The organism is Kitasatospora sp. NPDC050543 (genome assembly GCF_044457565.1).
In the GTDB taxonomy this organism is placed as follows: Bacteria; Actinomycetota; Actinomycetes; order Streptomycetales; family Streptomycetaceae; genus Kitasatospora.
The window spans coordinates 33,545-55,412 of the sequence record NZ_JBITGZ010000003.1; the positions used below are offsets into that span (position 1 = coordinate 33,545).

Annotated in this window: 18 protein-coding genes; 7 read left to right on the top strand and 11 right to left on the bottom strand. The window is 72.6% G+C overall.

The genetic code is table 11. The annotated features are described in order from the left end of the window. Window positions 1-109: 109 nt before the first annotated feature. From ACIBH3_RS04545 to ACIBH3_RS04560, 4 genes are read right to left on the bottom strand one after another with little or no spacing between them, the layout of a single operon-like run. The gene (locus ACIBH3_RS04545) at window positions 110-1,171 is read right to left on the bottom strand and encodes an ROK family glucokinase (protein WP_396310663.1); all 1,062 of its coding nucleotides are present in this window, start codon (window positions 1,169-1,171) and stop codon (window positions 110-112) included. 41 nt (window positions 1,172-1,212) lie between these two features. After that, window positions 1,213-2,175, bottom strand: coding sequence for an ATP-binding cassette domain-containing protein (locus ACIBH3_RS04550; protein WP_396310664.1), 963 nt, complete (start codon window positions 2,173-2,175; stop codon window positions 1,213-1,215). Window positions 2,176-2,231: 56 nt separating this feature from the next. Then, on the bottom strand, window positions 2,232-3,260 hold the full coding sequence (locus ACIBH3_RS04555) for an ABC transporter permease (protein WP_396310384.1): 1,029 nt from the start codon (window positions 3,258-3,260) through the stop codon (window positions 2,232-2,234). Next, on the bottom strand, window positions 3,257-4,276 hold the full coding sequence (locus ACIBH3_RS04560) for a substrate-binding domain-containing protein (protein ID WP_396310385.1): 1,020 nt from the start codon (window positions 4,274-4,276) through the stop codon (window positions 3,257-3,259). Before ACIBH3_RS04560 ends, ACIBH3_RS04555 begins: the two co-directional genes overlap by 4 nt. Before the next feature lie 310 nt (window positions 4,277-4,586). On the opposite strand from ACIBH3_RS04560, the gene ACIBH3_RS04565 reads away from it, so the two are divergent. After that, entirely contained in the window at window positions 4,587-5,738 is a 1,152-nt protein-coding gene (locus ACIBH3_RS04565; protein ID WP_396310386.1) for an alpha/beta hydrolase, read from the top strand. Window positions 5,739-5,808: 70 nt separating this feature from the next. Here ACIBH3_RS04565 and ACIBH3_RS04570 read toward each other — a convergent pair whose 3' ends face one another. After that, a complete protein-coding gene (locus tag ACIBH3_RS04570) occupies window positions 5,809-7,398 on the bottom strand; it encodes a PucR family transcriptional regulator (protein WP_396310387.1) in 1,590 nt (529 codons plus the stop codon). A gap of 497 nt (window positions 7,399-7,895) precedes the next feature. Here ACIBH3_RS04570 and ACIBH3_RS04575 point away from each other — a divergent pair, with 497 nt between their 5' ends. The 5 genes from ACIBH3_RS04575 (at window position 7,896) to ACIBH3_RS04595 (ending at window position 14,686) form a co-directional block, all read left to right on the top strand. Further along, window positions 7,896-8,783, top strand: a complete 888-nt coding sequence (locus ACIBH3_RS04575) for an FAD binding domain-containing protein (protein ID WP_396310388.1) — start codon at window positions 7,896-7,898, stop codon at window positions 8,781-8,783. Further along, complete coding sequence (locus tag ACIBH3_RS04580) at window positions 8,780-9,268, top strand: (2Fe-2S)-binding protein (RefSeq protein WP_396310389.1); 489 nt, start codon at window positions 8,780-8,782, stop codon at window positions 9,266-9,268. The genes ACIBH3_RS04575 and ACIBH3_RS04580 overlap by 4 nt, the downstream gene beginning before the upstream one ends. Beyond that, on the top strand, window positions 9,265-11,625 hold the full coding sequence (gene pucD, locus ACIBH3_RS04585) for a xanthine dehydrogenase subunit D (protein WP_396310390.1): 2,361 nt from the start codon (window positions 9,265-9,267) through the stop codon (window positions 11,623-11,625). Before ACIBH3_RS04580 ends, pucD begins: the two co-directional genes overlap by 4 nt. A gap of 288 nt (window positions 11,626-11,913) precedes the next feature. Continuing rightward, the gene (locus ACIBH3_RS04590) at window positions 11,914-13,404 is read left to right on the top strand and encodes an NCS2 family permease (RefSeq protein WP_396310391.1); all 1,491 of its coding nucleotides are present in this window, start codon (window positions 11,914-11,916) and stop codon (window positions 13,402-13,404) included. 97 nt (window positions 13,405-13,501) lie between these two features. Continuing rightward, complete coding sequence (locus tag ACIBH3_RS04595) at window positions 13,502-14,686, top strand: XdhC family protein (RefSeq protein ID WP_396310392.1); 1,185 nt, start codon at window positions 13,502-13,504, stop codon at window positions 14,684-14,686. A gap of 35 nt (window positions 14,687-14,721) precedes the next feature. On the opposite strand, the gene ACIBH3_RS04600 is transcribed toward ACIBH3_RS04595, so the two are convergent. From ACIBH3_RS04600 to ACIBH3_RS04625, 6 genes are all read right to left on the bottom strand, one after another. Beyond that, window positions 14,722-15,015 (bottom strand): hypothetical protein, encoded by a 294-nt coding sequence (locus tag ACIBH3_RS04600; RefSeq protein WP_396310393.1) that lies wholly within the window; start codon window positions 15,013-15,015, stop codon window positions 14,722-14,724. A 98-nt stretch (window positions 15,016-15,113) separates the two neighbouring features. Further along, window positions 15,114-15,344 carry a cold-shock protein gene (locus ACIBH3_RS04605; RefSeq protein WP_396310394.1) on the bottom strand — a complete coding sequence of 77 codons (231 nt, stop codon included), beginning with the start codon at window positions 15,342-15,344 and terminating at the stop codon, window positions 15,114-15,116. Window positions 15,345-15,776: 432 nt separating this feature from the next. After that, window positions 15,777-17,495 (bottom strand): SDR family oxidoreductase, encoded by a 1,719-nt coding sequence (locus tag ACIBH3_RS04610; protein ID WP_396310395.1) that lies wholly within the window; start codon window positions 17,493-17,495, stop codon window positions 15,777-15,779. Continuing rightward, on the bottom strand, window positions 17,492-18,331 hold the full coding sequence (locus ACIBH3_RS04615; protein WP_396310396.1) for a M24 family metallopeptidase: 840 nt from the start codon (window positions 18,329-18,331) through the stop codon (window positions 17,492-17,494). The genes ACIBH3_RS04610 and ACIBH3_RS04615 overlap by 4 nt, the downstream gene beginning before the upstream one ends. An 11-nt stretch (window positions 18,332-18,342) precedes the next feature. Next, entirely contained in the window at window positions 18,343-19,428 is a 1,086-nt protein-coding gene (locus ACIBH3_RS04620; protein ID WP_396310397.1) for a PDR/VanB family oxidoreductase, read from the bottom strand. Between the two features lie 22 nt (window positions 19,429-19,450). After that, on the bottom strand, window positions 19,451-20,353 hold the full coding sequence (locus ACIBH3_RS04625; protein ID WP_396310398.1) for a metal-dependent hydrolase: 903 nt from the start codon (window positions 20,351-20,353) through the stop codon (window positions 19,451-19,453). Window positions 20,354-21,246: 893 nt separating this feature from the next. Here ACIBH3_RS04625 and ACIBH3_RS04630 point away from each other — a divergent pair. Further along, complete coding sequence (locus ACIBH3_RS04630; protein ID WP_396310399.1) at window positions 21,247-21,867, top strand: ATP-binding protein; 621 nt, start codon at window positions 21,247-21,249, stop codon at window positions 21,865-21,867. Window position 21,868: the final 1 nt, after the last annotated feature.

Here is a 21,868-nt window from a genome sequence, read left to right on the forward strand (position 1 = left end):
CCGGACCAGAGCGCCCCGGAGGCGAGCGGGCGCCCCTTAGAGCGGCGCGCCCCGGAGGCGAGCGGGCGCCCCTTAGAGCGGCGCGCCCCGGAGGCGAGCGGGCGCCTGACTAAACAGCAGCCCGCTCCACCCGGTGGCGCTTGATGGTCCGGAACCGGCGGGCGACCTGCCGGGCCAGGTCGGCGGCGCCGACCAGGCCGGCCTCGTTGCCCAGGGCGGCGTGTGCGATGGTCGCCTCCGGCCTGAAGCCCCGGCCGGTGAGGGTGCGCCGGAAGGCGCTGCGGGCCGGCCCGACCAGCAGGTCGCCGGCCTCCGAGACGCCGCCGCCGATCACGAAGCGGCCCGGGTCGAGCGCGGCGGCCAGGTTGGCGATCCCCACGCCCAGCCAGGTTCCGACCTCGTAGAGCAGCTCGGTGGCCACCGGGTCGCCGCCGCGCGCGGCCTCGGTGACCAGCGGGCCGGTGATGCCCTCGGCCGTGCCGCCGGCCAGCGCCAGCAGCGGCTGGACCACCGGGGACTCCTCGGCGACCAGCTCCCGGGCGTCCCTCACCAGCGCGTTGCCCGAGGAGTACTGCTCCCAGCAGCCCCGGTTGCCGCACGGGCAGCGGTGACCGCCGGGCACCACCTGCATGTGGCCGAACTCGCCGGCCAGCCCGTACTTGCCCCGGTCCACGTACCCGTCGCGGACCACGGCGCCGCCGATGCCGGTGCCCAGCGTCAGCATCACCATCAGGTCCTCGCCGCGCCCCGCGCCGAAGCGCCACTCGGCCCAGGCGGCCGCGTTGGCGTCGTTCTCGACGATCACCGGGAACCGCAGCCGCTCGCTGAGTGCCTGCTGGAGCGGCTCGTTGCGCCAGTTGAGGTGCGGGGCGAAGAGCACCCGCGAGCGTTCGGCGTCCACCCAGCCGGCCGCGCCGATGCCCACCGCGTGCACGTCGTGCCGGTCGGCGAGGGTGAGCACGAGGTCCACGATGACGTCCTCGACCACCCGGGGGGACTTGCTCTTGTCCGGGGTGTCGGTGCGCAGCTTCTCCAGGATCCTGCCCTCGCCGTCCACGACGCCCGCGACCACCTTGGTGCCGCCGATGTCGATGCCGATCGTCGGCAACCGCAGGATGCTCGCTGGCAGGGCCCGCCGGCGCCGCTCGGCGCGTGGTCCGAGGCCGAGCAGCGTGGGCAGGCCCGCGGGCCTGGCGTTGGCTGAGGGACTGGTCACTGCGTCGGACGCTCCTTCGGATCGGTGCCGGGCCCGTCCGCGCCGGGCCCGCGCGTGCCGGGCCCGTACGTGCGGGGCCCGCGCGTGCGGGGCCCGCGCGTGCGGGGCCCGTCGGTACGGGGCTCGTCGGTACGGGCGAGCTCGTGGCTGAGCTCGTCGAGGTCGGAGCCGCCCGCCATCTCCGTGGTGAGCTCTTCGAGGCTGATCTCCCCGCGCGGGTGGCTCCCGGCCATCCTCCCTCTTTTGAGCAGGGTGAAGTGGTCGCCGACCAGATAGGCGTGGTGCGGGTTGTGGGTGATCAGCACGACGCCGAGCCCGGCGTCGCGGGCGGCGGTGACGTACTTGAGCACCACGCCGGACTGCTTGACGCCCAGCGCGGCCGTCGGCTCGTCCAGGATCAACACCTTCGCGCCGAAGTGGACCGCCCTGGCGATGGCGACGCACTGGCGCTGGCCGCCGGAGAGGGTGCCGATGGGCCGGTCGACGTCGTGCAGGTCGATCCCCATCCGCAGCAGCGCCTCGCGGGTGGTGGCGCGCATGCCGTCGGCGTCCAGGCGCAGCGGGCCGAGCCGGCCCCACCGTCTGGTGCCCCGTTCGGAGCCGAGGAAGAAGTTGCGCCACACGGGCATCAGCGGCACCACGGCGAGGTCCTGGTAGACGGTGGCGATGCCGCGGTCCAGGGCCTGGCGCGGGGAGTCCAGCCGCACGTGCTCGCCGCCGATGGCGTAGCTGCCCTCGTCGTGCTGGTGCAGCCCGGCAATGATCTTGATCAGGGTGGACTTGCCGGCCCCGTTGTCGCCCAGCACGCAGCTGATCTCGCCGGCGCGCAGGGTGAGCGAGACATCCTGCAGGGCGCGCACCGAGCCGTACGTCTTGCCGACGCCGGTCAGGGTCAGCAGCGCATCGGCCGCCGTCCCGTTCGCCGTCGCCCCGTCCACCGCCGTCGTCCCGTCCGCCATCGTCGTCCCCTTACCCCGTGGCTCGCTCACCGGTGGCTCGCTCATCGACATCCCGCTCATCGCGGCCCCCGTTCGGCACGGCGCTTGACCCAGGAGTTCAGCAACGCGGCGAGCAGCAGCATCGCCCCGAGGAAGAACTTGAACCAGTCCGGGTTCCACTGCGCGTACACGATGCCCTTGCTGGTCATGCCGAAGATCAGGGCGCCGAGCGCGGACCCGGCCACCGAGCCGTAGCCGCCGGTGATCAGGCAGCCGCCGATGACGGCTGCGACGATGTAGATCAGCTCGTTGCCGATGCCCTCACCGGACTGCACGGTGTCGAAGGAGAACAGCAGGTGCTGGCCGAGCACCCAGGCGCAGAAGCCGACGCCCAGGTAGAGCAGCGTCTTCGTACGGGCGACGGGCACGCCGACCGCCCGCGCCGCGGCCGCGTCGCCGCCGACCGCGAAGATCCAGTTGCCGAAGCGGGTGCGCAGCAGCACCCAGCTGCCGACGGCCAGCAGGCCGAGCCACCACCAGACCGTCGCCTTGATCGTCAGCCCGCCGACGGTGAGCTCGGAGGCGAACAGCCGGCGGCAGGCCTCGAAGCCCTCCATGTCGGAGATCGACTTGGTGGTGACGGTGCCGGCGACCAGCTTGGTGACGCCCAGGTTGATGCCGGTGAGCATCAGGAAGGTGCCGAGGGTGACGATGAAGCTGGGCAGCCTGGTGCGGCCGAGCATCCAGCCGTTGAAGCCGCCGACGGCAAGCGTGACCAGCAGCGAGACCAGCACGCCGACCCAGGTCACCGCGGTGAGCTGGTAGGAGACCATCGACGAGGTGAGCGCGGCGGTGGTGACCAGCACGCCCGCCGAGAGGTCGAACTCGCCGCCGATCATCAGCAGCGACACCGGCACGGCCATGATGCCGATGGTCGAGGCCGCGTACAGCACGGTGCCCAGCGAGGAGAGCCGCAGGAACGGTTCGGCAACGGCCGCGAAGATCAGGAACACCGCGCCGGCGGCGATCAGCGAGCCGACCTCGGGGCGGGCGAAGACCCGGCGCAGGGCCGCCGGGCGGTCCTGGACGAGGATGTCGGCGCTCACCTGGTCCCCCTCGCCACGTACTCGGCGAGTGCGTCGGCATTGTCGCGGGTGAGGATCTGCGGGCCGGTCAGCACGGGCTTGCCGCCGCCGAGCATGTCCAGGTTGGAGCGGTGGAGCCAGAGCAGGTCGACGCCCTCGTAGCCCTGGAGATAGGGCTGCTGGTCGACGGCGAAGCCGACGCTGCCGGACTTGAGGCCGCTCACCACCTGGGTACCGAGGTCGAAGGTGTCGAGCTCGACGCTGCGGCGGGCGTCCTGGACGGCCTGGAGGCCGGTGGCGGCCATCGAGCCGCTGAGGGTGAGGACGGTGTCCACGGCCGGGTCGGCCTGGAGCTTGGCGGCTATGGCGGCGCGCGCGTCGGGCATGTTCACGCCGTCCACGTACAGCACCTGGAACGGCCCGCCGAACTTCGACTGGGCGCCGGAGCAGCGCTGCTCCTGGCCGACGTTGCCCTGCTCGTGGATGACGCACAGGACGTTCTTGCGCCCGCGCGTGGCGAGCGTGGCGCCCGCGGCCTGGCCGGCGGTGGCCTCGTCCTGGCCGATGTGGGTGAGGGCGCCGAACCTGGCGGAGAACTCCTGTCCGGAGTTGATGGTGATCACCGGGATGCCGGCCGCCTTGGCCTTGCCGAGCACGTCGCCGAGCGCGTCGCCCTTGGCGAGGGTGACCAGCAGGCCGTCCACCCGCTGGTCGATGGCGGCCTGGACGAGCTGGACCTGGTTCTGGGTCTGCGCGTCGTTGGAGTACAGCAGGGTGATGTTGTCCTTCGCGGCGGCCTGCTCGGCGCCCTTGCGGACGGTGTCCCAGAAGGCGTCGCCGGCACCGGCGTGGGTGACCATGGCGATCTTCCAGCGCGGGGTGTCGACGGCGCTGCCGGCGGCGGCCGCGGCGCGGCTGCGCGCCTGCTCGGCGCGCAGGCCTCCGGTACTGCTGCAACCGGCGACGGCGGCCAGCAGTACGAGGGCCGCACAGACGGGCCGGAGCCGGCGGGACGGGCGAAAGCGGGTATGGCTCATCCGCATAGTCTGGCTGGCCCGTGCACGGACGATTGCACCGCCTCGCCTGACGGCGCACTCCGCCCGGGCGGTATCGTGCCCCTCCGGGGGCGATCCGGAGGATCGCCGGGTGGGGCTGCGGGCCGGGCCCGCCATAGTGGCAGACTATGTCCGACCCGAAAGCGGATCACCACGGAAGCGTGATGTTCCTCTCAGGTTCCGCACAGATTCGGACGGCAACCGACCGGCCGTTCCATACCGTCTGATGCCATTGGAGTGCGTTCCGGGCGAGTGGGGCCCGGACGGCTTGCAACCCGGATACGAGAACTTGATGCAACTGACAGGTACGCCATTCTTCGTCTGCACGGTGATCCTCGTGCCGATCTCCATCGCGGTGGCGATGCTGCTCTGGGGCAAGGTCCGCGGACCCGAGCCGGTGCGGATCCTGTCCAGACTTGCCATGATCCTGTTCTGCCAGGTCACCGCCGTGCTGATGGTCTTCGTCATGGTGAACAACGCCAACCTCATCTACGGCAACTGGGACGACCTGCTCGGCACCGGCAACCACGTCCGCGCCGTGCCCTCCGTCCCGCCGGCGGACCCGGCGCCGGGCGGGGGGACGGCCACCGGCAGCCCGGCGCCCGGCGGTGACGCCAAGCCGCCCGCGAAGGTGCTCCAGTCGTTCAAGGGTGTGGACGACCCCAAGGTGCCGGGCGACGTGCAGAGGACGGAGCTCAAGGGCCAGCTGTCCGGCGTGGACGGCGAGGTGCTGGTCTGGCTCCCGCCGCAGTACAACGACCCGGCGTTCAAGGACAAGAAGTTCCCGGTCGTCGAACTGATCCCGGGCTACCCGGGCTCCTCCAGCACCTGGTACGGCACGCTGAAGGTCTCCGACCAGCTGAAGCCGCTGATGCAGCAGGGCAAGGTGGCCCCCTTCATCCTGGTCTCGCCGCGCACCCTGCTGCTGAACAACCACCAGGACGCCGGCTGCACCGACGTCGCCGGCAAGGTCAACGCCGACACCTGGCTCAGCCGGGACGTCCCGCAGATGATCCTGGACAACTTCCGCGCCGACCCGTCCGCCGACCGCTGGGCCGTCGCCGGGTACTCGGCCGGTGCGCACTGCGCGACCAAGCTGGCCGTCGCCCACCCCAACCGCTACCGCGCGGGCGTCAGCCTCTCCGGCTACAACGACCCGGCCGCCGAGCCGGACTCGCTGGTCGGCAAGGACCAGAAGCTGCGCGACGCCAACAACCCCGTCAACATGCTCAAGAACGCCACCCAGCCCCCGAAGGTCGCGCTGTACATGAGCGGCAACAAGGGTGACGGCTACGAGGGCGCGGTGGCCATGAAGGACGTCGCCAAGGCCCCGACCACCGTCCAGCCGGTGGAGACCACCGGGCCGCACTCCAGCGACGTCTGGAAGCAGATGGTGCCGAGCGTCTTCGAGTGGATCACCGGTGTGATCCCGGTCCAGCCGTAGTCCTCTGCACCCGAGGGGCCCGCCGAACCACCACGGTTCGGCGGGCCCCTTCGCTCGGCCCGGGCCGCCGTCAGGCCAGTTCCAGCGCCAGGTAGAAGTCCACCCGGTCCTCCAGGCGGGAGAGGTCACGGCCGGTCAGCTCCTCGATCCGGCCGATCCGGTAGCGCAGGGTGTTGACGTGGACGTGCAGCTGGGCGGCGCAGCGGGTCCAGGAGCCGTCCGAGCGCAGGAAGGCCTCCAGGGTGCGGACCAGGTCCGCCTGGTGCTCGATGTCGTAGGCGATGACGCGGTCCAGCAGCCGGCTGCGGAAGGCCCGGCGCACCTCGTCCGGGACGGCGGCGAGCAGCAGGACGTGCGAGGCCAGCTCCTCGGGGCCGGCCACGCAGACCCGGCCCACCCGGGCGGCGGCGATCCGGCGGGCGTGCCGGGCCTCCTCCAGGGCGCCGCGCAGCCCGCCGGCCTCCGGGGCGGGGGCGGAGACACCCAGGGTGATCCGGCCCTCGGAGCCGAGGCCGGCCTCCAGCGGGGCGAGCAGGTCGCGCAGGGTGTCCGCGGGCACCGGGGTGTCGAGCGCGGGCATCACCACGACGGCGCCCGTCCCGGCGGACGCGACCAGCGCGCGGTCGGTGGCCTCGGTGAGCGCCTCCTCCAGGACGGAGCGGACGGCCCCCTCGGGCAGCCCCGTCCCCTCGACGCTGATGACCAGCCAGGAGCCCTCGGGGCCCTGCGCCTTCTCATCGCCCTCGTAGCGGGCGGCCATCGCGGAGGAGGCGTACAGGGCGCGGCTGATCTCGGCCGGGTCGGCGTCGCGCTGAAGCAGCGTCAGCACCTCGTCGGCGATCCGGCGACGCAGCCGGCGGCCCTCGTCGCGGCGGGTGCGCTCGGCGGCCACCAGCCGGGCCAGGTTCTCGGCGAGCTGCTGGCGCTTGCCGGTCCACTCGGTGACGTCCCCGGCGACCGCGAGCACCCAGTCGGCGAGCTGTGCCTCGGCGTCGGGCGTGGCGGAGGCGGGCAGCAGCGAGTACGAGCCGGAGCTCAGCCGGGCCCGGTGCGGGGGGCGGCGGCGCTGGCGCTGGGCGCCGAGGTGGGCGCGGACCAGCTGGTCGCGGTCCTCGGCGGAGAGCCGGTCGGCGGGCCCGGCGATCACCGCGCCGGTGGGGGTGAGCACCCAGCAGTCCAGGTCGAGGTCGCCGCCGAGCAGGTCGAGCACGGCGTCCAGCCCGCCGCCGCCGGCCGCCGAGACCAGCAGCCGGTGGCGGTCGACCAGGGCGGCGAGGTCGGCGGCGCGGTCGGCGGAGACCTGCCGGCCGATGAACTCGGCCACGGCGGCGAAGGCGACGTCGTCGGGCACCGCCAGCAGCGGCATCCGGTGCCGGCGGCAGGCCTCGACGAGGTCGTCGGGCACCGGCCCGACCTCGGCCTCGCCGGCCGCCAGGGCCACCGCCCCGCCGGCCACGACGGTGCGTACGAAGCGCTCGGAGTCCTCGGGGCCGGTGCGCCAGAGCATGCCGGTGAGCACCAGCTCGCCGCCGTGGAGGTAGCGGCCGGGGTCGTGCAGGTCCGTGGTCATGACACCGCTGACCTGGCGGTCGAGCTCGTCCTCGGCTGCGAGCAGGCGCAGTCCCGGGGCTCCGGGGGCGAGCAGGTCACGGACGCGCATCCGCGGACTCCTTCGACTGAGGTGGGGAGGGTGGGCAGGACGGGGGACGACGGCGGGCGGGGGTGAGCCGATCGGGGTGGGGGGCTCACAGTGTGCCCGAACATCAGTGCTCGGCGTTACGTTCAACCGGCTCCCGGGTCACGGGCCCATAGCTTGGGAATCACGGCCGGATTACGGTCGTAGGTGACGGCCCAGTTACCGCTGGGCTGGGCAATTGTCCGCCTTAGAGGAACGTACAGGATGCCGGGCGGCACCATGGCAAGGGCTTCATGCCATCGGTGACTGCCAGTGGGCGGGGTCACAGCGGTTCACTGGCCACACGCCGCCGGACACACCCCGGTGACCAGGACACTACGCCCCGGCAACGGAGCGGTAGCAAAGTCCGACACACAAGGGTTTGAGACCCGCGTAGACGCGCCCGATCGGGCGAGCCCCCGTCGGATCTCGGGCACAGTGCCCAGATGTTCGAGCTGGCAACGACTTGAGGAGACACCCGCATGGAGTTCCTTCGGCCCGCTACGTGGGACGAGGCACTCGCGGCGAAGGCTGAGTACCCGACCGCGCTGCCCATCTCGGGCGGTACGGACGTCATGGTCGAGATGAACTTCGACGTGCACCGGCCATCCGCGATTCTCGATCTGAACCGCATCACCGAGCTGTCGGAGTGGGAGACCACCGGCGACGTGGTGAGGCTCGGCGCCTCGGTGCCCTACACCAGGATCATCAACGAGCTGTCCGGGCCCCTCCCCGGGCTGGCGCTCGCGGCGCACACCGTCGGCTCCCCGCAGATCCGCAACCGCGGCGGCGTCGGCGGCAACCTCGGCGGTGCCTCCCCGGCCGGTGACGCGCACCCCGCGCTGCTGGCGGCCGGCCGTGACGTCTTCGTCGAGGCGGCCTCCGTACGCGGTACCCGGATGATCGCGATCGACGACTTCTACGTCGGGGTGAAGCGCAACTCGCTGGAGCAGGACGAGCTGATCCGCGCCGTCCACATCCCGGTCGCCGACGGCCCGCAGCAGTTCTCCAAGATCGGCACCCGGAACGCGATGGTCATCGCCGTCTGCGCCTTCGGCTTCGCCCTGCACCCCAAGAACGGCACCGTCGGTACCGGGATCGGTTCGGCTGCCCCCACGCCGCGCCGCGCCGTGGAGGCCGAGGAGTACCTGCAGGGCGTGCTCGCCGAGCGCGGCCTGTGGGAGTCCGGTGACCTGCTGGGCACCGAGGTGATCCAGAGGTTCGGTGAGCTGGTGAAGGCCGCCGCCTCCCCGATCGACGACGTCCGCGGCACGGCCGACTACCGCCGGCACTCCCTGGCCGTGATGGCCCGCCGCACGCTCACCTGGACGTGGAACGACTACAGCAAGCAGATCAGGAGCGCGGCATGAGGGTCACATTCACCGCCAACGGCAAGCCGGTCGAGGCGGACGACGTCTGGGAGGGCGAGAGCCTCCTGTACGTGCTGCGCGAGCGGGTGGGTCTGCCGGGCTCCAAGAACGCCTGCGAGCAGGGCGAGTGCGGCTCCTGCACGGTGTACCTGGACGGCACCCCGGTCTGCAGTTGTCTGGTCGCGGCCGGCCAGGTGCAGGGCCGTGAGGTCCGCACCGTCGAGGGCCTGACCGACGAGAACGGCGAGCTGGGCTACGTCCAGCAGGCGTTCATCGACGCCGGAGCCGTGCAGTGCGGCTTCTGCACCCCGGGGCTGCTGGTGCAGACCGACGCGCTGCTGGAGCAGGACGCCCAGCCCAGCGACACCGACATCCGCGAGGCGCTGTCCGGCAACCTGTGCCGCTGCACCGGCTACGAGAAGATCATGGACGCGGTGCGGCTGGCTTCCGCCCGCAAGTGCCAGAAGGCGGGTACCTCCGAATGAGCACTCGTACCATCCAGGGTCAGAAGAACCTGCAGGAAATCCGCACCGGCAGCCCGGACGGCATCGGCGGCTCGCCGCTGCGCCCCGACGGCACGCTGAAGGTCAAGGGCGAGTTCGCGTACTCCTCCGACCTGTGGCACGAGGACATGCTCTGGGGTATGGCGCTGCGCTCGCCGCACCCCCGGGCCAACATCCTCGGTGTGGACATCTCCGAGGCGCTCAAGCTCCCCGGCGTCTACGCGGTGCTCACCCACGAGGACATCCCCGGCAGCAAGTTCTACGGCCTGGAGATCCAGGACCAGCCGGCGCTGGCCATCGACAAGGTCCGCTACCACGGTGAGGCCATCGCGATCGTCGCGGCGGACCACCCGGAGACGGCGCGCCGCGCGGTGAAGAAGATCAAGGTCGAGTACGAGGTGCTCACCCCGATCGTCACCGAGGAGCAGTGCCTCCACCCCGAGGTGTACGGCTACGTCCACGAGCCGCACGAGTTCAAGTCGCACGGGTACGGCAACATCTGCCACAGCCAGAAGCTGGTGCACGGCGGCGGCGTGACCGACGAGATCCGCGCCCTCGCGGACGTGGTCGTCAGCGGCCACTACGAGGTCGGCATGCAGGACCAGGCCTTCCTCGGCCCCGAGTCCGGCCTGGCCGTGCCCGCCGAGGACGGCGGCATCGACCTCTACGTCGCCACCCAGTGGCTGCACGTGGACCGCCAGCAGGTCGCCCCGGTGCTCGGCCTGCCGGAGGAGAAGGTCCGCCTGACCCTCGCCGGCGTCGGCGGCGCCTTCGGCGGCCGCGAGGACCTGTCGATGCAGATCCACGCCTGCCTGCTCGCCCAGCGCACCGGCAAACCCGTCAAGATCGTCTACGCCCGCGACGAGTCCTTCTTCGGTCACGTGCACCGCCACCCGGCGAAGATGTACTACGAGCACGGCGCCACCCGCGACGGCAAGCTGGTCTACGCGGACGCCCGGATCGTGCTGGACGGCGGCGCCTACGCCTCCGCCTCGCCCGCCGTCGTCGGCAACGCCGCCTCGCTCGGCCACGGCCCGTACAACATCCCGAACGTGCGGATGGAGGCCATCGCCCTCTACAGCAACAACCCCTCCTGCGGCGCGATGCGCGGCTTCGGCGCCGTCCAGGCCTGCTTCGGCTACGAGACGCAGATGGACAAGCTCGCCGCCGAGCTGGGCATGGACCCGGTGGAGCTGCGCCAGCTGAACGCCATGTCGGAGGGCGACCCGATGCCCACCGGCCAGGTCATCGACTCGCCGGCCCCGGTCGCCGAGCTGCTCCAGCGGGTCAAGGACATGCCGCTCCCGCCGCCGCTGGACCTGGACGACCTCGACGTCCGCACGCTGCCCGGTGCCCTGTCCAACACCTCGCACGGTGAGGGCATCGTGCGCGGCATCGGCTATTCGGTCGGTATCAAGAACGTCGGCTTCTCCGAGGGCTTCGACGACTACTCCACCGCCCGGGTCCGCCTGGAGGTCATCGGCGGCGAGCCGGTCGCCATGGTGCACACCGCGATGGCCGAGGTCGGCCAGGGCGGCATCACCGTGCACGCCCAGATCGCCCGTACCGAGCTGGGCGTGGAGCAGGTCACCATCCACCCGGCCAACACCGAGGTCGGCTCGGCCGGCTCCACCTCCGCCTCGCGTCAGACGTACATGACCGGTGGTGCGGTGAAGCTCGCCGCAGAGGCCGTCAAGCAGGCGGTGTTCGACAAGGGCCGCCGGCGCTACGGCTGGACCCAGAACGACCTGTCGCTCGTCGGCGGCAAGGTGGTCTCGGAGTCCGCGGGTGTGCTGATCTCCATCGTCGACCTGCTGGGCGACGACGCGATCGACCTCACCCGTGAGCACCACCACCGTCCGACCGTCCCGTTCGACAAGGAGACCGGGCAGGGCTTCGGCCACGTCCAGTACACCTTCTGCGCCAACCGCGCGGTGGTCGACGTGGACGTCGAGCTCGGCCTGGTCAAGGTGGTCGAGCTGACCGCCGCCCAGGACGTCGGCAAGGCGCTGAACCCGCTCTCGGTGGTCGGCCAGATCCAGGGCGGCTGCACCCAGGCGCTCGGCCTCGCCGTGATGGAGGAGATCATCGTGAAGGACGGGAAGGTACGCAACGCGTCCTTCACCGACTACCTGATCCCCACCATCCTGGACGTCCCGCCGATCCCGGTCGACGTACTGGAGCTGCCCGACCCGCACGCCCCGTACGGGCTGCGCGGCGTCGGCGAGGCCCCCACCGTCTCCGCCACGCCGTCGATCGTGGCGGCCATCCGCCAGGCCACCGGCATCGCGCTCAACCGGATCCCGGTCCGACCCGAGCACCTCACCGGGACCCTCTAGTCCCGACCGAACCTCCCCGGGGCGGCGTCAGTCTTCCCCGCCGCCCCGGGGCAGCACCGAAGAGCACCACCTCACGCAAAGCGAACGCATCAATCCGCTGCCTCTCCCACGCCGGGGTTCTGCAGCGGTGCGCACCACCCTCCCCCGGCCACCGGCCGGGGCAGCCCACGCACCGCAGGCACTGCCACAGAGTGCGCCTCGTGAGTCGAACAGTCCCCCTGCGCCAGCTCGGTCTGGCCACCAGGTCGGCTCGCCCACCCCAACCCCCTATGAACCTTGGGAGTGGACATGACCCGGATCCCGACGGAGCCAGGTACCACTGACGACAGACCCGCCACGGACGACGCCCCCACGTCGCCCGAGGCAGCACCAGCGACTTCGCCGAAGAACCGGCTCGACGCCTACTTCAAGATCTCGGCCCGGGGCTCGACCTTCGGCAACGAGCTCCGCGGTGGCCTCACCACCTTCATGGCGATGGCCTACATCGTCCTGCTCAACCCGATCATCCTGAGCGGCGCCGACGTCGACGGTCTCAAGCTGGACCACGCGCAGCTCACCACGGCGACCGCGCTCGCCGCGGCCGTCACCACGATCCTTATGGGCGTGGTCGGCAACGTCCCGCTGGCGGTGGCCGCGGGCCTCTCGGTCTCCGGCGCGATATCCGCGCTGGTCGTACCGCACACCACCTGGCCGCAGGCCATGGGCCTCTGTGTGATCTACGGCCTGCTGATCGTGCTGCTGGTCGTCTCGGGACTGCGCGAGAAGATCATGAACGGCATCCCGCTGCCGCTCAAGCACGCCATCACCATCGGCATCGGCCTGTTCGTCGCGCTGATCGGCCTGGTCAAGGCCGGCTTCGTGCACACCGGCGGCCCGACCCCCGTCTCGCTCGGCGCGTTCGGTGAGCTCTCCGGCTGGCCCGTCCTGGTCTTCTGCCTCACCCTGCTGACGATCTTCGTCCTGCTCGCCCGCAACGTCCGCGGCGCGATCCTGATCGGCATCGCCGGCGGCACCGTGGTCGCGTTCGTCGTCAACGCGGTCGTCGACCTGCCGGCCAAGACCTGGAGCAGCTCCGCCCCGGTGTGGCCCGGCAGCCCGGTCTCGGCACCCGACTTCGGCCTGTTCGGCAGCGTCGATCTGTTCGGCGCGTTCGGCGGCCAGGGCCTGGGCGCGATCAGCGCCACGGTCGCGGTCTTCACCCTGGTGCTGGCCGGCTTCTTCGACGCGATGGCCACCATCATCGGCGTCGGCACCGAGGCCGGCCTCGCGGACAAGCAGGGGCGGATGCCCGGCCTTTCCAAGGCGCTGTTCATCGACGGCGCCGGCGGCGCCATCGGCGGCGTCGCGGGCGCCTCCGGCCAGACCGTGTTCGTGGAGTCGGCCACCGGCGTCGGCGACGGCGCCCGCACCGGCCTCGCCTCCACCGTCACCGGCGCGATGTTCGCCCTGATGCTGTTCTTCTCGCCGCTCGCCGCGATCGTCCCGGTCGAGGTCGCCGCCGCGGCCCTGGTGGTCATCGGCTCGATGATGATGAGCCAGGCCCGGCACATCGACTGGTCCGACCGCGAGGTCGCCATCCCGGCCTTCCTCACCTGCGTCCTGATGCCGTTCACCTACAGCATCACCGCCGGTGTGGCCGCCGGTGTCATCTCCTACACGGTCATCAAGGCCGGCACCGGCAAGTGGCGCGAGCCCGGCCCGCTGATGTGGATCCTGACCGGGGTCTTCGTGGTCTACTTCGCCCTCGTCCCGATCAAGGACTGGCTGGGCGTGCACTAGGCACCACCCACCGCCCGCCGCGGTACGGGGCACCCGCTCCCGTACCGCGGCACCTCCCGTACACCGTGCACACTGGACTTGGTAAGGAGCACCTGACATGCAGGACATCGCCGAGCAGTTGCAGGCCTGGCACGCGTCCGGGCGCTCCTTCGCCGTGGCGACGGTCGTCGGTGTCTCGGGCAGCGCGCCGCGCGACCCGGGCGCGGCGCTGGCCGTCGACGCCGCGGGCGAGGCGATCGGCAGCGTGTCGGGCGGCTGCGTCGAGGGCGCCGTCTACGAGCTGTGCGAGCAGGCGATCGCCTCCGGCACGCCGGTGCTGGAGCGCTTCGGCTACAGCGACGAGGACGCCTTCGCGGTGGGTCTGACCTGCGGCGGAATCCTCGACGTGTTCGTCCAGCCGATCGTCCCCGGCACCGACCCCGCGCTCGACGCGGGCATCACCTACATCGCCTCCGGCACCCCGGTCGCCCTCGCCCGGGTGATCGCCGGGCCGCCGGCCCTGCTCGGCGCCACCGTCGCCGTCACCGCCGACACCCACCACGGCTCGCTCTCCCCCGCCCCCACCACCACCGGTTCCCTGGAGCGCGCCGCCGTCGCCGAGGCCCGGGCCATGCTGGACGCCGGCCGCACCGGCCGGGTCGTGCTCGGCCTGGACGGCCGCCCGTGCGACGACGATGAGCAGGGCACCGTCACCTTCTTCGTCGAGGCGTACGTGCCCGCGCCGCGGATGCTGGTCTTCGGCGCGATCGACTTCGCCGCCGCCGTGGTGCGGATCGGCAAGTTCCTCGGCTACCGGGTCACGGTCTGCGACGCCCGGCCGGTCTTCGCCACCGAACGCCGCTTCCCCGACGCCGACGAGGTCGTGGTCGACTGGCCGCACCGCTACCTGGACTCCCAGCTGGAGAAGATCGACGGCCGCACGGTGCTCTGTGTGCTCACCCACGACGCCAAGTTCGACATCCCGTTGCTGGAGCGCGCCCTGCGGCTGCCGGTCGGTTACGTCGGCGCGATGGGCTCGCGCCGCACCCACCGCGACCGCAACGCCCGGCTGCGCGAGGTCGGGCTGACCGAGGCCGAGATCGGGCAGCTGCGCTCCCCCATCGGGCTGGACCTCGGCGCCCGTACGCCCGAGGAGACGGCCGTCTCGGTCGCCGCCGAGATCGTCGCCCACCGCCGCGGCGGCAGCTGCCTGCCGCTCTCCGCCGGGCAGGGGCCGATCCACCACGATCTGGCCCGCTCGGCCGGCGCCGAGGCCGCCGAGGCGCGCTCCACCGCGGCCTGAGGCCCGCCCGGCCGGGCGGGCCTCGGGCCGTCCGCTCAGTCGATCACGACGTTGTACGCGGGGAACACCAGCGGCGGGCTGTCCGGGTAGCCGAGCTCCTTCAGGACCGGCACCAGCACCGCGGCGAAGCGCTCGAACGCCTCCTTGGACTCCCAGACGTCCGTCACGAACCACCCGGCCGGGCTCGGGCCCGCGATGTGCGCGATCATGCCCGGGACGGGCCACTCCGTACGGGAGGCGAAGCCCGCACCGCCACTGAGGCGGTCCATGCCCTCGTCGTACATCGCCTGGGTGGCGCCGGGCATGTCGAATGTCACGATGACCGCCATGATCTGCTCCTGAGTCCGCCGGTGGTCCGCAGCCTCCAGTGCAGCGCCGGCCCGCCGCCCCGGCACCCGCTGGGCGCCACCCGGGTGACGGGCCGCGGCTAGAGCAGCCTGACGTGCTCGGCGACCGGGCGGCCCTCCTGCACGGTGGGTTCGTAGGAGACCTTCTGACCGACGGCCAGGACCTGGTTCTCCGGTCCTGCGATCGGGACCCGGCCGCCCTCACCGAGCACCGAGTCGTAGTAGACGGTCACCTCCGGCCCGCCGTCGTCGGGCTGGATCACCCCGTAGCCGAGCTCCTCGTGGTACGACGTCACGATTCCGGTGGCCATGGTGCCGCTCCTTCGGGCGCGCGAGTGATGCCCACCAGGAGTACCAAACGACACCACCCGGGCCGCCACCTGACACGCGTCATCTCCCCGGTTCTGCCGAGCGAGGTCGACCACCTCGCCCGGCGGATCCTCGGGCCCGGAGCGGCGTTCGGGGCCATCGACGACATCCGCCGCCGGGTCCGGACCGGGCGCGCGGTCCTCCCCGGGATCACCGCCGACACGCTGGACAGCGCAGGTGGTCCGGGCCCGGTACGCCGGACTCGACCTCGATCTCGCGGGTGCCGTCAACGCGGCACTCGTCGCCGGGTTCCGGACGGACATCGTGCTGACCCTGGACCACCGGGCCTTCCGGGCGATCCGCCCGCTGACGACCCACAGGGCATTCCGTGTGCTGCCCGATGATCTCCGACCATCGGGCAGCACACCGCTCGCTCAGCCCACGTTCAGGCGGGCGGCCAGGCGCAGCAGGCCCGGGGAGAGGCGGCCCAACAGGCGGGCGGCCTTGGCCTCCAGGGTGACGGGGACGACCGGCGTGTTGGTACGGACCGCGCGCAGGATCTCGGCGGCGACCTTCTCGGGTGGGAAGCCGCGGCGGGCGTACAGCTTCGCGGCGCGCTGCTGCTTGGCGTGCTGCTGGGCCGCGGTGACGCCGGAGAAGGTGGAGGTGCGGGTGATGTTGGTGTTGATGATGCCCGGGCAGATCGCGCTGACGCCGATGCCCGCCGGGGCGAGCTCGGCACGCAGGCAGTCGGAGAGCATCAGCACGGCGGCCTTGCTGGTGGCGTAGGCGGCCAGCACCTTGGAGGGCAGGTAGGCGGCGGCCGAGGCCAGGTTGACGATGTGCCCGCCCTCGCCGCGCTCGGCCATCATGGTGCCGAACGCCCGGCAGCCGTGGATGACGCCCCACAGGTTGACGTCCAGGACCCGCTGCCACTCCTTCTCGGTGGTCTGCAGGAAGGTCCCGGAGTGGCCGATGCCCGCGTTGTTGACCACCACGTCGGGCACACCGTGCCCGGCGGCGACCTGCTTGGCGAAGGCGTCCACGGCCTCGCCGTCGCTGACGTCCACCCGGTAGGCGTACGCGCCCGGGCCGAGCAGGGCGGCGAGCTGCGCGGTGCGCTCGGCGGCCTCCAGGTCGACGTCGCAGACCACCACGCGGGAGCCCTGCTCGGCGAAGGCCAGCGCGGTGGCGCGGCCGATGCCGCTGCCGGCGCCGGTCACCACCACCAGGCGGCCGTCGTCCGGCTGCCCGGCCGGCTGCCCGCCCTCGATCCGGGCGGTGAACGTACGGACCAGCTCGGCCACGGCGGGCCCCTTCTCCAGCAGTGCGGACCAGTGGGTGGCGTTCAGCGAGCGGCGGGTCAGGTCGGGCGCCCACCGCTCCAGGCCCTCGGACAGGTGCGGGCCGACGTAGTGGTCCCGGGTGAGGGTGACCAGCTGGACGGGCACCTCGGTGCGCCGCTCGCGGGGGCTGCGCAGGGTGGGCCGCATGTTGGCCCGGTACAGCTCGATACCCCGGACGGCGTCCCGGCGCAGGGTGGGCTGCGGGTGGCCGGGGCGCGGGGTGACGGCCTCCAGGTCGCGCAGCACCCTGGGCCAGGTGCGGGCCAGCCAGAGCCGCCAGGCGGCGGGGGCGAGGTAGGGCAGGTGGAAGGCGGTGATGTACCAGGACTGCGCGCCCTGGGTGAGCAGCTGGCGCAGGTGGCGGGGGGTGGGGCGGCGCAGGCGCTCGCGCATCCAGTGGCCGACGTGGTCCAGGCAGGGCCCGGACATCGTGGTGTAGGCGGCGATCCGGTGCTGCGCGCCGGGCGCCGTGACGGCCTCCCAGGCCTGGAGCGATCCCCAGTCGTGCGCCACCACGTGCACCGGGCGGTCCGGGCTGACGGCGTCGGCGACCGCGAGCAGGTCGGCGGCCAACAGCTCCAGCCGGTAGCCGGCCCGGGAGTTCGGCACGCCGGATTCGCCGGCGCCGCGGACGTCGTAGCGCACCACGTGGTGGTCGCGGGCGAGGTCCTCGGCGACGTCGTCCCAGACCCGGTGGGTGTCCGGGTAGCCGTGCACCAGCAGGACGGTGGGTGCGTCGCGCTCGCCCTGCTCGAAGACGGCCAGCGGCAGGCCCGCCGAGCGGACGGTCAGGCGGGTCGGCGTCATCGGGTCTCCTCCGGCTTGGTCCAGCGCCGCACGTGCGGCAGGTCGTCGTCGAGCCAGTAGGCGTCGTCCTCGGTGACCACCAGCAGCTCCTCGAACTTGATGCCCACGTCCCGGAAGCCGATGTGCGGTTCGACCGCCCACAGGCCCGGGGTGGGGGCGTGCCGGGAGGCCCGGCCGTCCGCCCAGAGCGGTGAACGGCCGTGCAGGCGCTCGCTGATCAGCTCCCGGCCGAGGGTCTGGAGTGTACGCACCCCGAAGCCGAGCAGGTTGACCCCGGCCGGGCCGCGGGTGGTGGTCCTGGTCACCTGGTGGCCGATCACCCGGCCCGGGTAGACCCGGTGGCGGTTGTCGTAGCCGTGCGCGGCGATCTGCGCGTCGACGGCGGCGTACACCTCGTCGAGCGGTCTGCGGGCCCGCACCTCGCGCAGGATCAGCTCGCGGTAGACCCGGAGGTCGGCGGCGAGGACGTCCCAGACCGGGTTGTCGCCGACCTTGCCGCCGTAGCCGATGTCGGCGGTGTAGCCGTCGACGACCGGTGCGCAGTCCAGGACGTACGGCATGCCCTCGGTGAGCCTGCGGTTGCCGGCGAAGAACTGCAGCGGGGTGTGGAAGCGACGGAACGCGGTGCGGTCGCCGAACCAGGCGAACGGGATGTGGAAGAAGTCCTGCACCCCGGCGGCGACCAGGCGGCGGCGCAGCTCGGCGGTGGCCTGGCGCTCGGTCACCCCGGGCTCGATCCAGGCGCCGACCTGTTCGGCGCAGTGGTAGGCGAGCTGCTGGGTCTCCCGGAACCGGGCCAGGTCGCGCTCGTCGTACGGGAAGGCGGGTTCGGCCATGGCGGGCTCCTCTAGATGTCCAGGACGAGGGTCTCGCCCTCGGCGGCGCGGGAGACGCAGGGCAGCAGGTCGCCGGCCGTGCGGTCCTGCTCGGTCAGCCGCCGGTCGCGGTGCTCGGGCGTGCCGGCGAGCACCCGGACCTTGCAGGTGCCGCAGAAGCCCTGGTGGCAGGAGTACGGCAGGTCGGGGCGCAGCTCGCGGGCGACGTCCAGGGCGGAGCGGTCGGCGGGGACGTCCAGCAGCGGCCCTTGCGCGCCCAGGCGCAGGGTGAAGGGGTGGCCGCCCTGGATCGGCGCGGCGCCGAAGCGTTCGAAGTGCAGGGCGCGGGCGGGCTGGGCGGCCAGCGCGTCCCGGACGGCGGCGAGCATCGGGGCCGGGCCGCAGCAGTAGACGGCGGCGCCGGCGGGCGCGTGGGCGAGCAGTTCGGCGCCGGTGGGCACCCCGTGCTCCTGGTCGGTGCGCAGCTCGACGCGGCTCGGGTCGAGGGCGCGCAGCTCCTCGGTGAAGGGCAGGGTGTCGGCGCTGCGGCCGGTGTGGACCAGGCGCCAGTCCAGGCCGAGGCGCCGGGCCTCGCGGGCCATCGGCAGCAGCGGGGTGATGCCGATGCCGCCGGCCAGCAGCAGGACGGCTCGCTCACCGCAGAAGGCGAAGCCGTTGCGGGGGCGGCGGACGGTGAGCCGGGCGCCTACGTGCAGTTCGTCGTGCACCTCGACGGAGCCGCCGCCGCCGTTCGGCAGGCGGCGGACGGCGATCCGGTAGCCGGCGCGGTCCGCGGGGTCGCCGCACAGCGAGTAGTGGCGTTCGCGGCCGGAGGGCAGGACGAGGCGGATGTGGGCGCCGGGCTGCCAGGCGGGCAGCGGGTCGCCGCCGGGATCGGCCAGCCGCAGTTCGACGATGTCGGTGGCGACGGCGCGGTGGGTGGTGACGACCAGGTGCAGTGGCGGGGTGGGGCGGCTGGGCGGGCGGCGAGGGTTGCGGCGCAGCAGCGGGCGGCCGAGGGCGGGGGTGTAGCGGTCCCCGAAGGCGGTGACGCGCCGCATGAAGCGGTCGGCGCCGGGGCGCCCGTAGAGGTCCGGGGGCGGGGTGGTGAGGTCCATCCGGCAGGCTCCTGGCGAGGGTTCAGTGGGTGGCGGCGGCGCGGGCGGCGGGGGAGGCGGCGAGGTAGCCGAGCGCCTGGCTGGAGGAGCCCTCCTGGGTGGGGTGGTAGCCGCGCCTGAGGTAGCGCAGGCCCGAACGCAGGGACTTCACCGGGTCGGGCAGCAGTCCGCGCTGGGCGATCCGGTAGGCCTCGCGCCAGCTGGGCCGCAGCCGGCCCTCCAGGGTGGGGTCGGCGGCGAGCAGGAAGCGCACGCCGCGGACCCACAGGTGCACCAGCAGGGGGCCGGAGACCAGCATGCCGCGCACCCGGCGCAGGTAGCCGGGGTCGAGGTGGACCATCAGGTCGTAGGCGACGCTGCGATGCTCGACCTCCTCGGCGCCGTGCCAGCGCAGCAGGTCGAGCATCGCGGGGTCGGCCCCGGCGCGGTCCAGGCCCGGGGAGTTGAGCGCCCAGTCGCCGAGGAACGCGGTGAAGTGCTCGATCGCGGCGACGAAGGCGACCCGCTCGATGATGTTCTCGCGGCGCTGGGTGGGCGTCAGGCCGGGCTTCTCGCCGAGGATGCGCTGGAACAGCCAGGCGAGCTGGCGCACATACGGGCGGGGGTCGAGCCCCTGGGCGAGCAGGTGGTCCAGGACCTCCTGGTGGGCCTCGGCGTGGATGGACTCCTGGCCGATGAAGCCGAGCACCTCCTCGCGCAGCTGCTCGTCGGTGATCATCGGCAGGGCGTCCTTGAAGACCCGGACGAACCACCGCTCGCCCTCGGGGAGCAGCAGGTGCAGGACGTTGATGGTGTGGGTGGCGATCGGCTCGTCGGGGATCCAGTGCAGCGGCAGCCGGGACCAGTCGAAGCGGACGTCACGGGGCTCCAGGACGAGGTTGTCGTGGACGGCGGTGGCTGCGGTGGCGGATGTGGAGCTGGGCATGGGGCCCTCCTGACCTGCGGGCGGCGGCTCGGCTCTGGGAAACGTACTCGCGGGTAGGCCCGGCTACAAGGGTTTCGCCCAGTCTTATCGACATTGAGTCTAATAGTGGCTCCGCGGGTGGCCGGCGGGTCAGGCCCCGGCCCACCGGCCACCGGCCGCCCGCCGTTGGGCCGGCCGCGTACGGGCATAGAGGCGAACCGACCGCGCGCCCAGGCCGGCCACCGGCCACCGGCCACGGAGCGAGCTGCCGTCCCCGCCCCGAATGAACCCCGCCGGATCCCCCATCCCTGAACGGAGACCATCCGGCAACGGCAGGAATCGCAGGCCCCGGCAATCAGGACCTGCGAGCGGGGCGAGCGGCGGAAATCCTACTCATGCAAAGAAATGATGTGATACCGGCGCGCCCGGGTCACAGGATAGTGGAAGCAGCCATACCTCGATGGGATTCGTCGAGAATTCGAGCGCTCCGCCGGGAAACCCCCGACCGGTCCTTTCCGCGCGCCGCCGCCACACCCCTTCCGCTCCCCTCGCATCGCGATAAAGCGCTTCCGGCCGGCCGGCCGGCGACTATCTTGATTCGCGGGCAACGGCCTCCAGGAAAGGACCGGACTTCTTCCGCTGCCCCGGGCGGCGCCTGCCGGCGGGACCACCGCATGAGCGAGGCCCTCGCGAAGAAGCGGCAAAGCCCGCGATATCCGCGAGGAGCGCACCGGCGTCCCGGCCACGGCCGAACCCGCCCCTCGACCGCCGCCTGCGACGGTCCACGACCCACACCATCGAAAGCGCGGGGCATTCGCCGGCCCCCGGCGGGAGCTCTCCCGGCCGCGGGACGGGAACAGCCGTCGGCCGCCACGGGCGGTGACCGGCGGCCGGCACGCCCCAGGAAGGGACCGATGAACACGGATCACCATTCCCCCGCCTCGACCGGCATCGAAGCCGACGGCGGGCCTGCGCGCGGGCGCCCCACCCAGCTGCCACCGGAGCGACCGGCGACCGCCCCCGGCAGGCCCGACTCCACCACCAGCGACGCGAGACGCACGCACACCGTGCTGATCAGCCCGCACCCCGATCGTGTACGCCAGGCCCGGCGGATGGTCACCACGATGCTCACCCGCTGGTGCCTGGAGCACCTGCGGGACGACGCCGAACTCCTGACGAGCGAGCTGGTGACCAACGCCATCCGCACCCCCGACCAGCAGCCGATCACCGTCCTGGTCGCTCATGACGGCCGGTGGCTGTCCATCGCCGTCAGGGACCGCTCGCTGGGCCTGCCCCGGCCGACCAGGGCCGGCTGGTCCCACGAGAGCGGCCGCGGCCTGTTCCTCGTCGAGCACCTCGCCGACTCGTGGTCGTACGAAGCCCATGCCGACGGAAGCAAGACCGTCTCGTTCCGGTTGGCCGTCCGGGACGGCGACCGCGACCGGCCGCACGTCCCCGCCCGGCAGCCGAGCGGCCCCGAGAGCTTCGACAACCGCGAACGCCCGCATCGCTCCGCACCGCTGTCCTCGGCCTAGG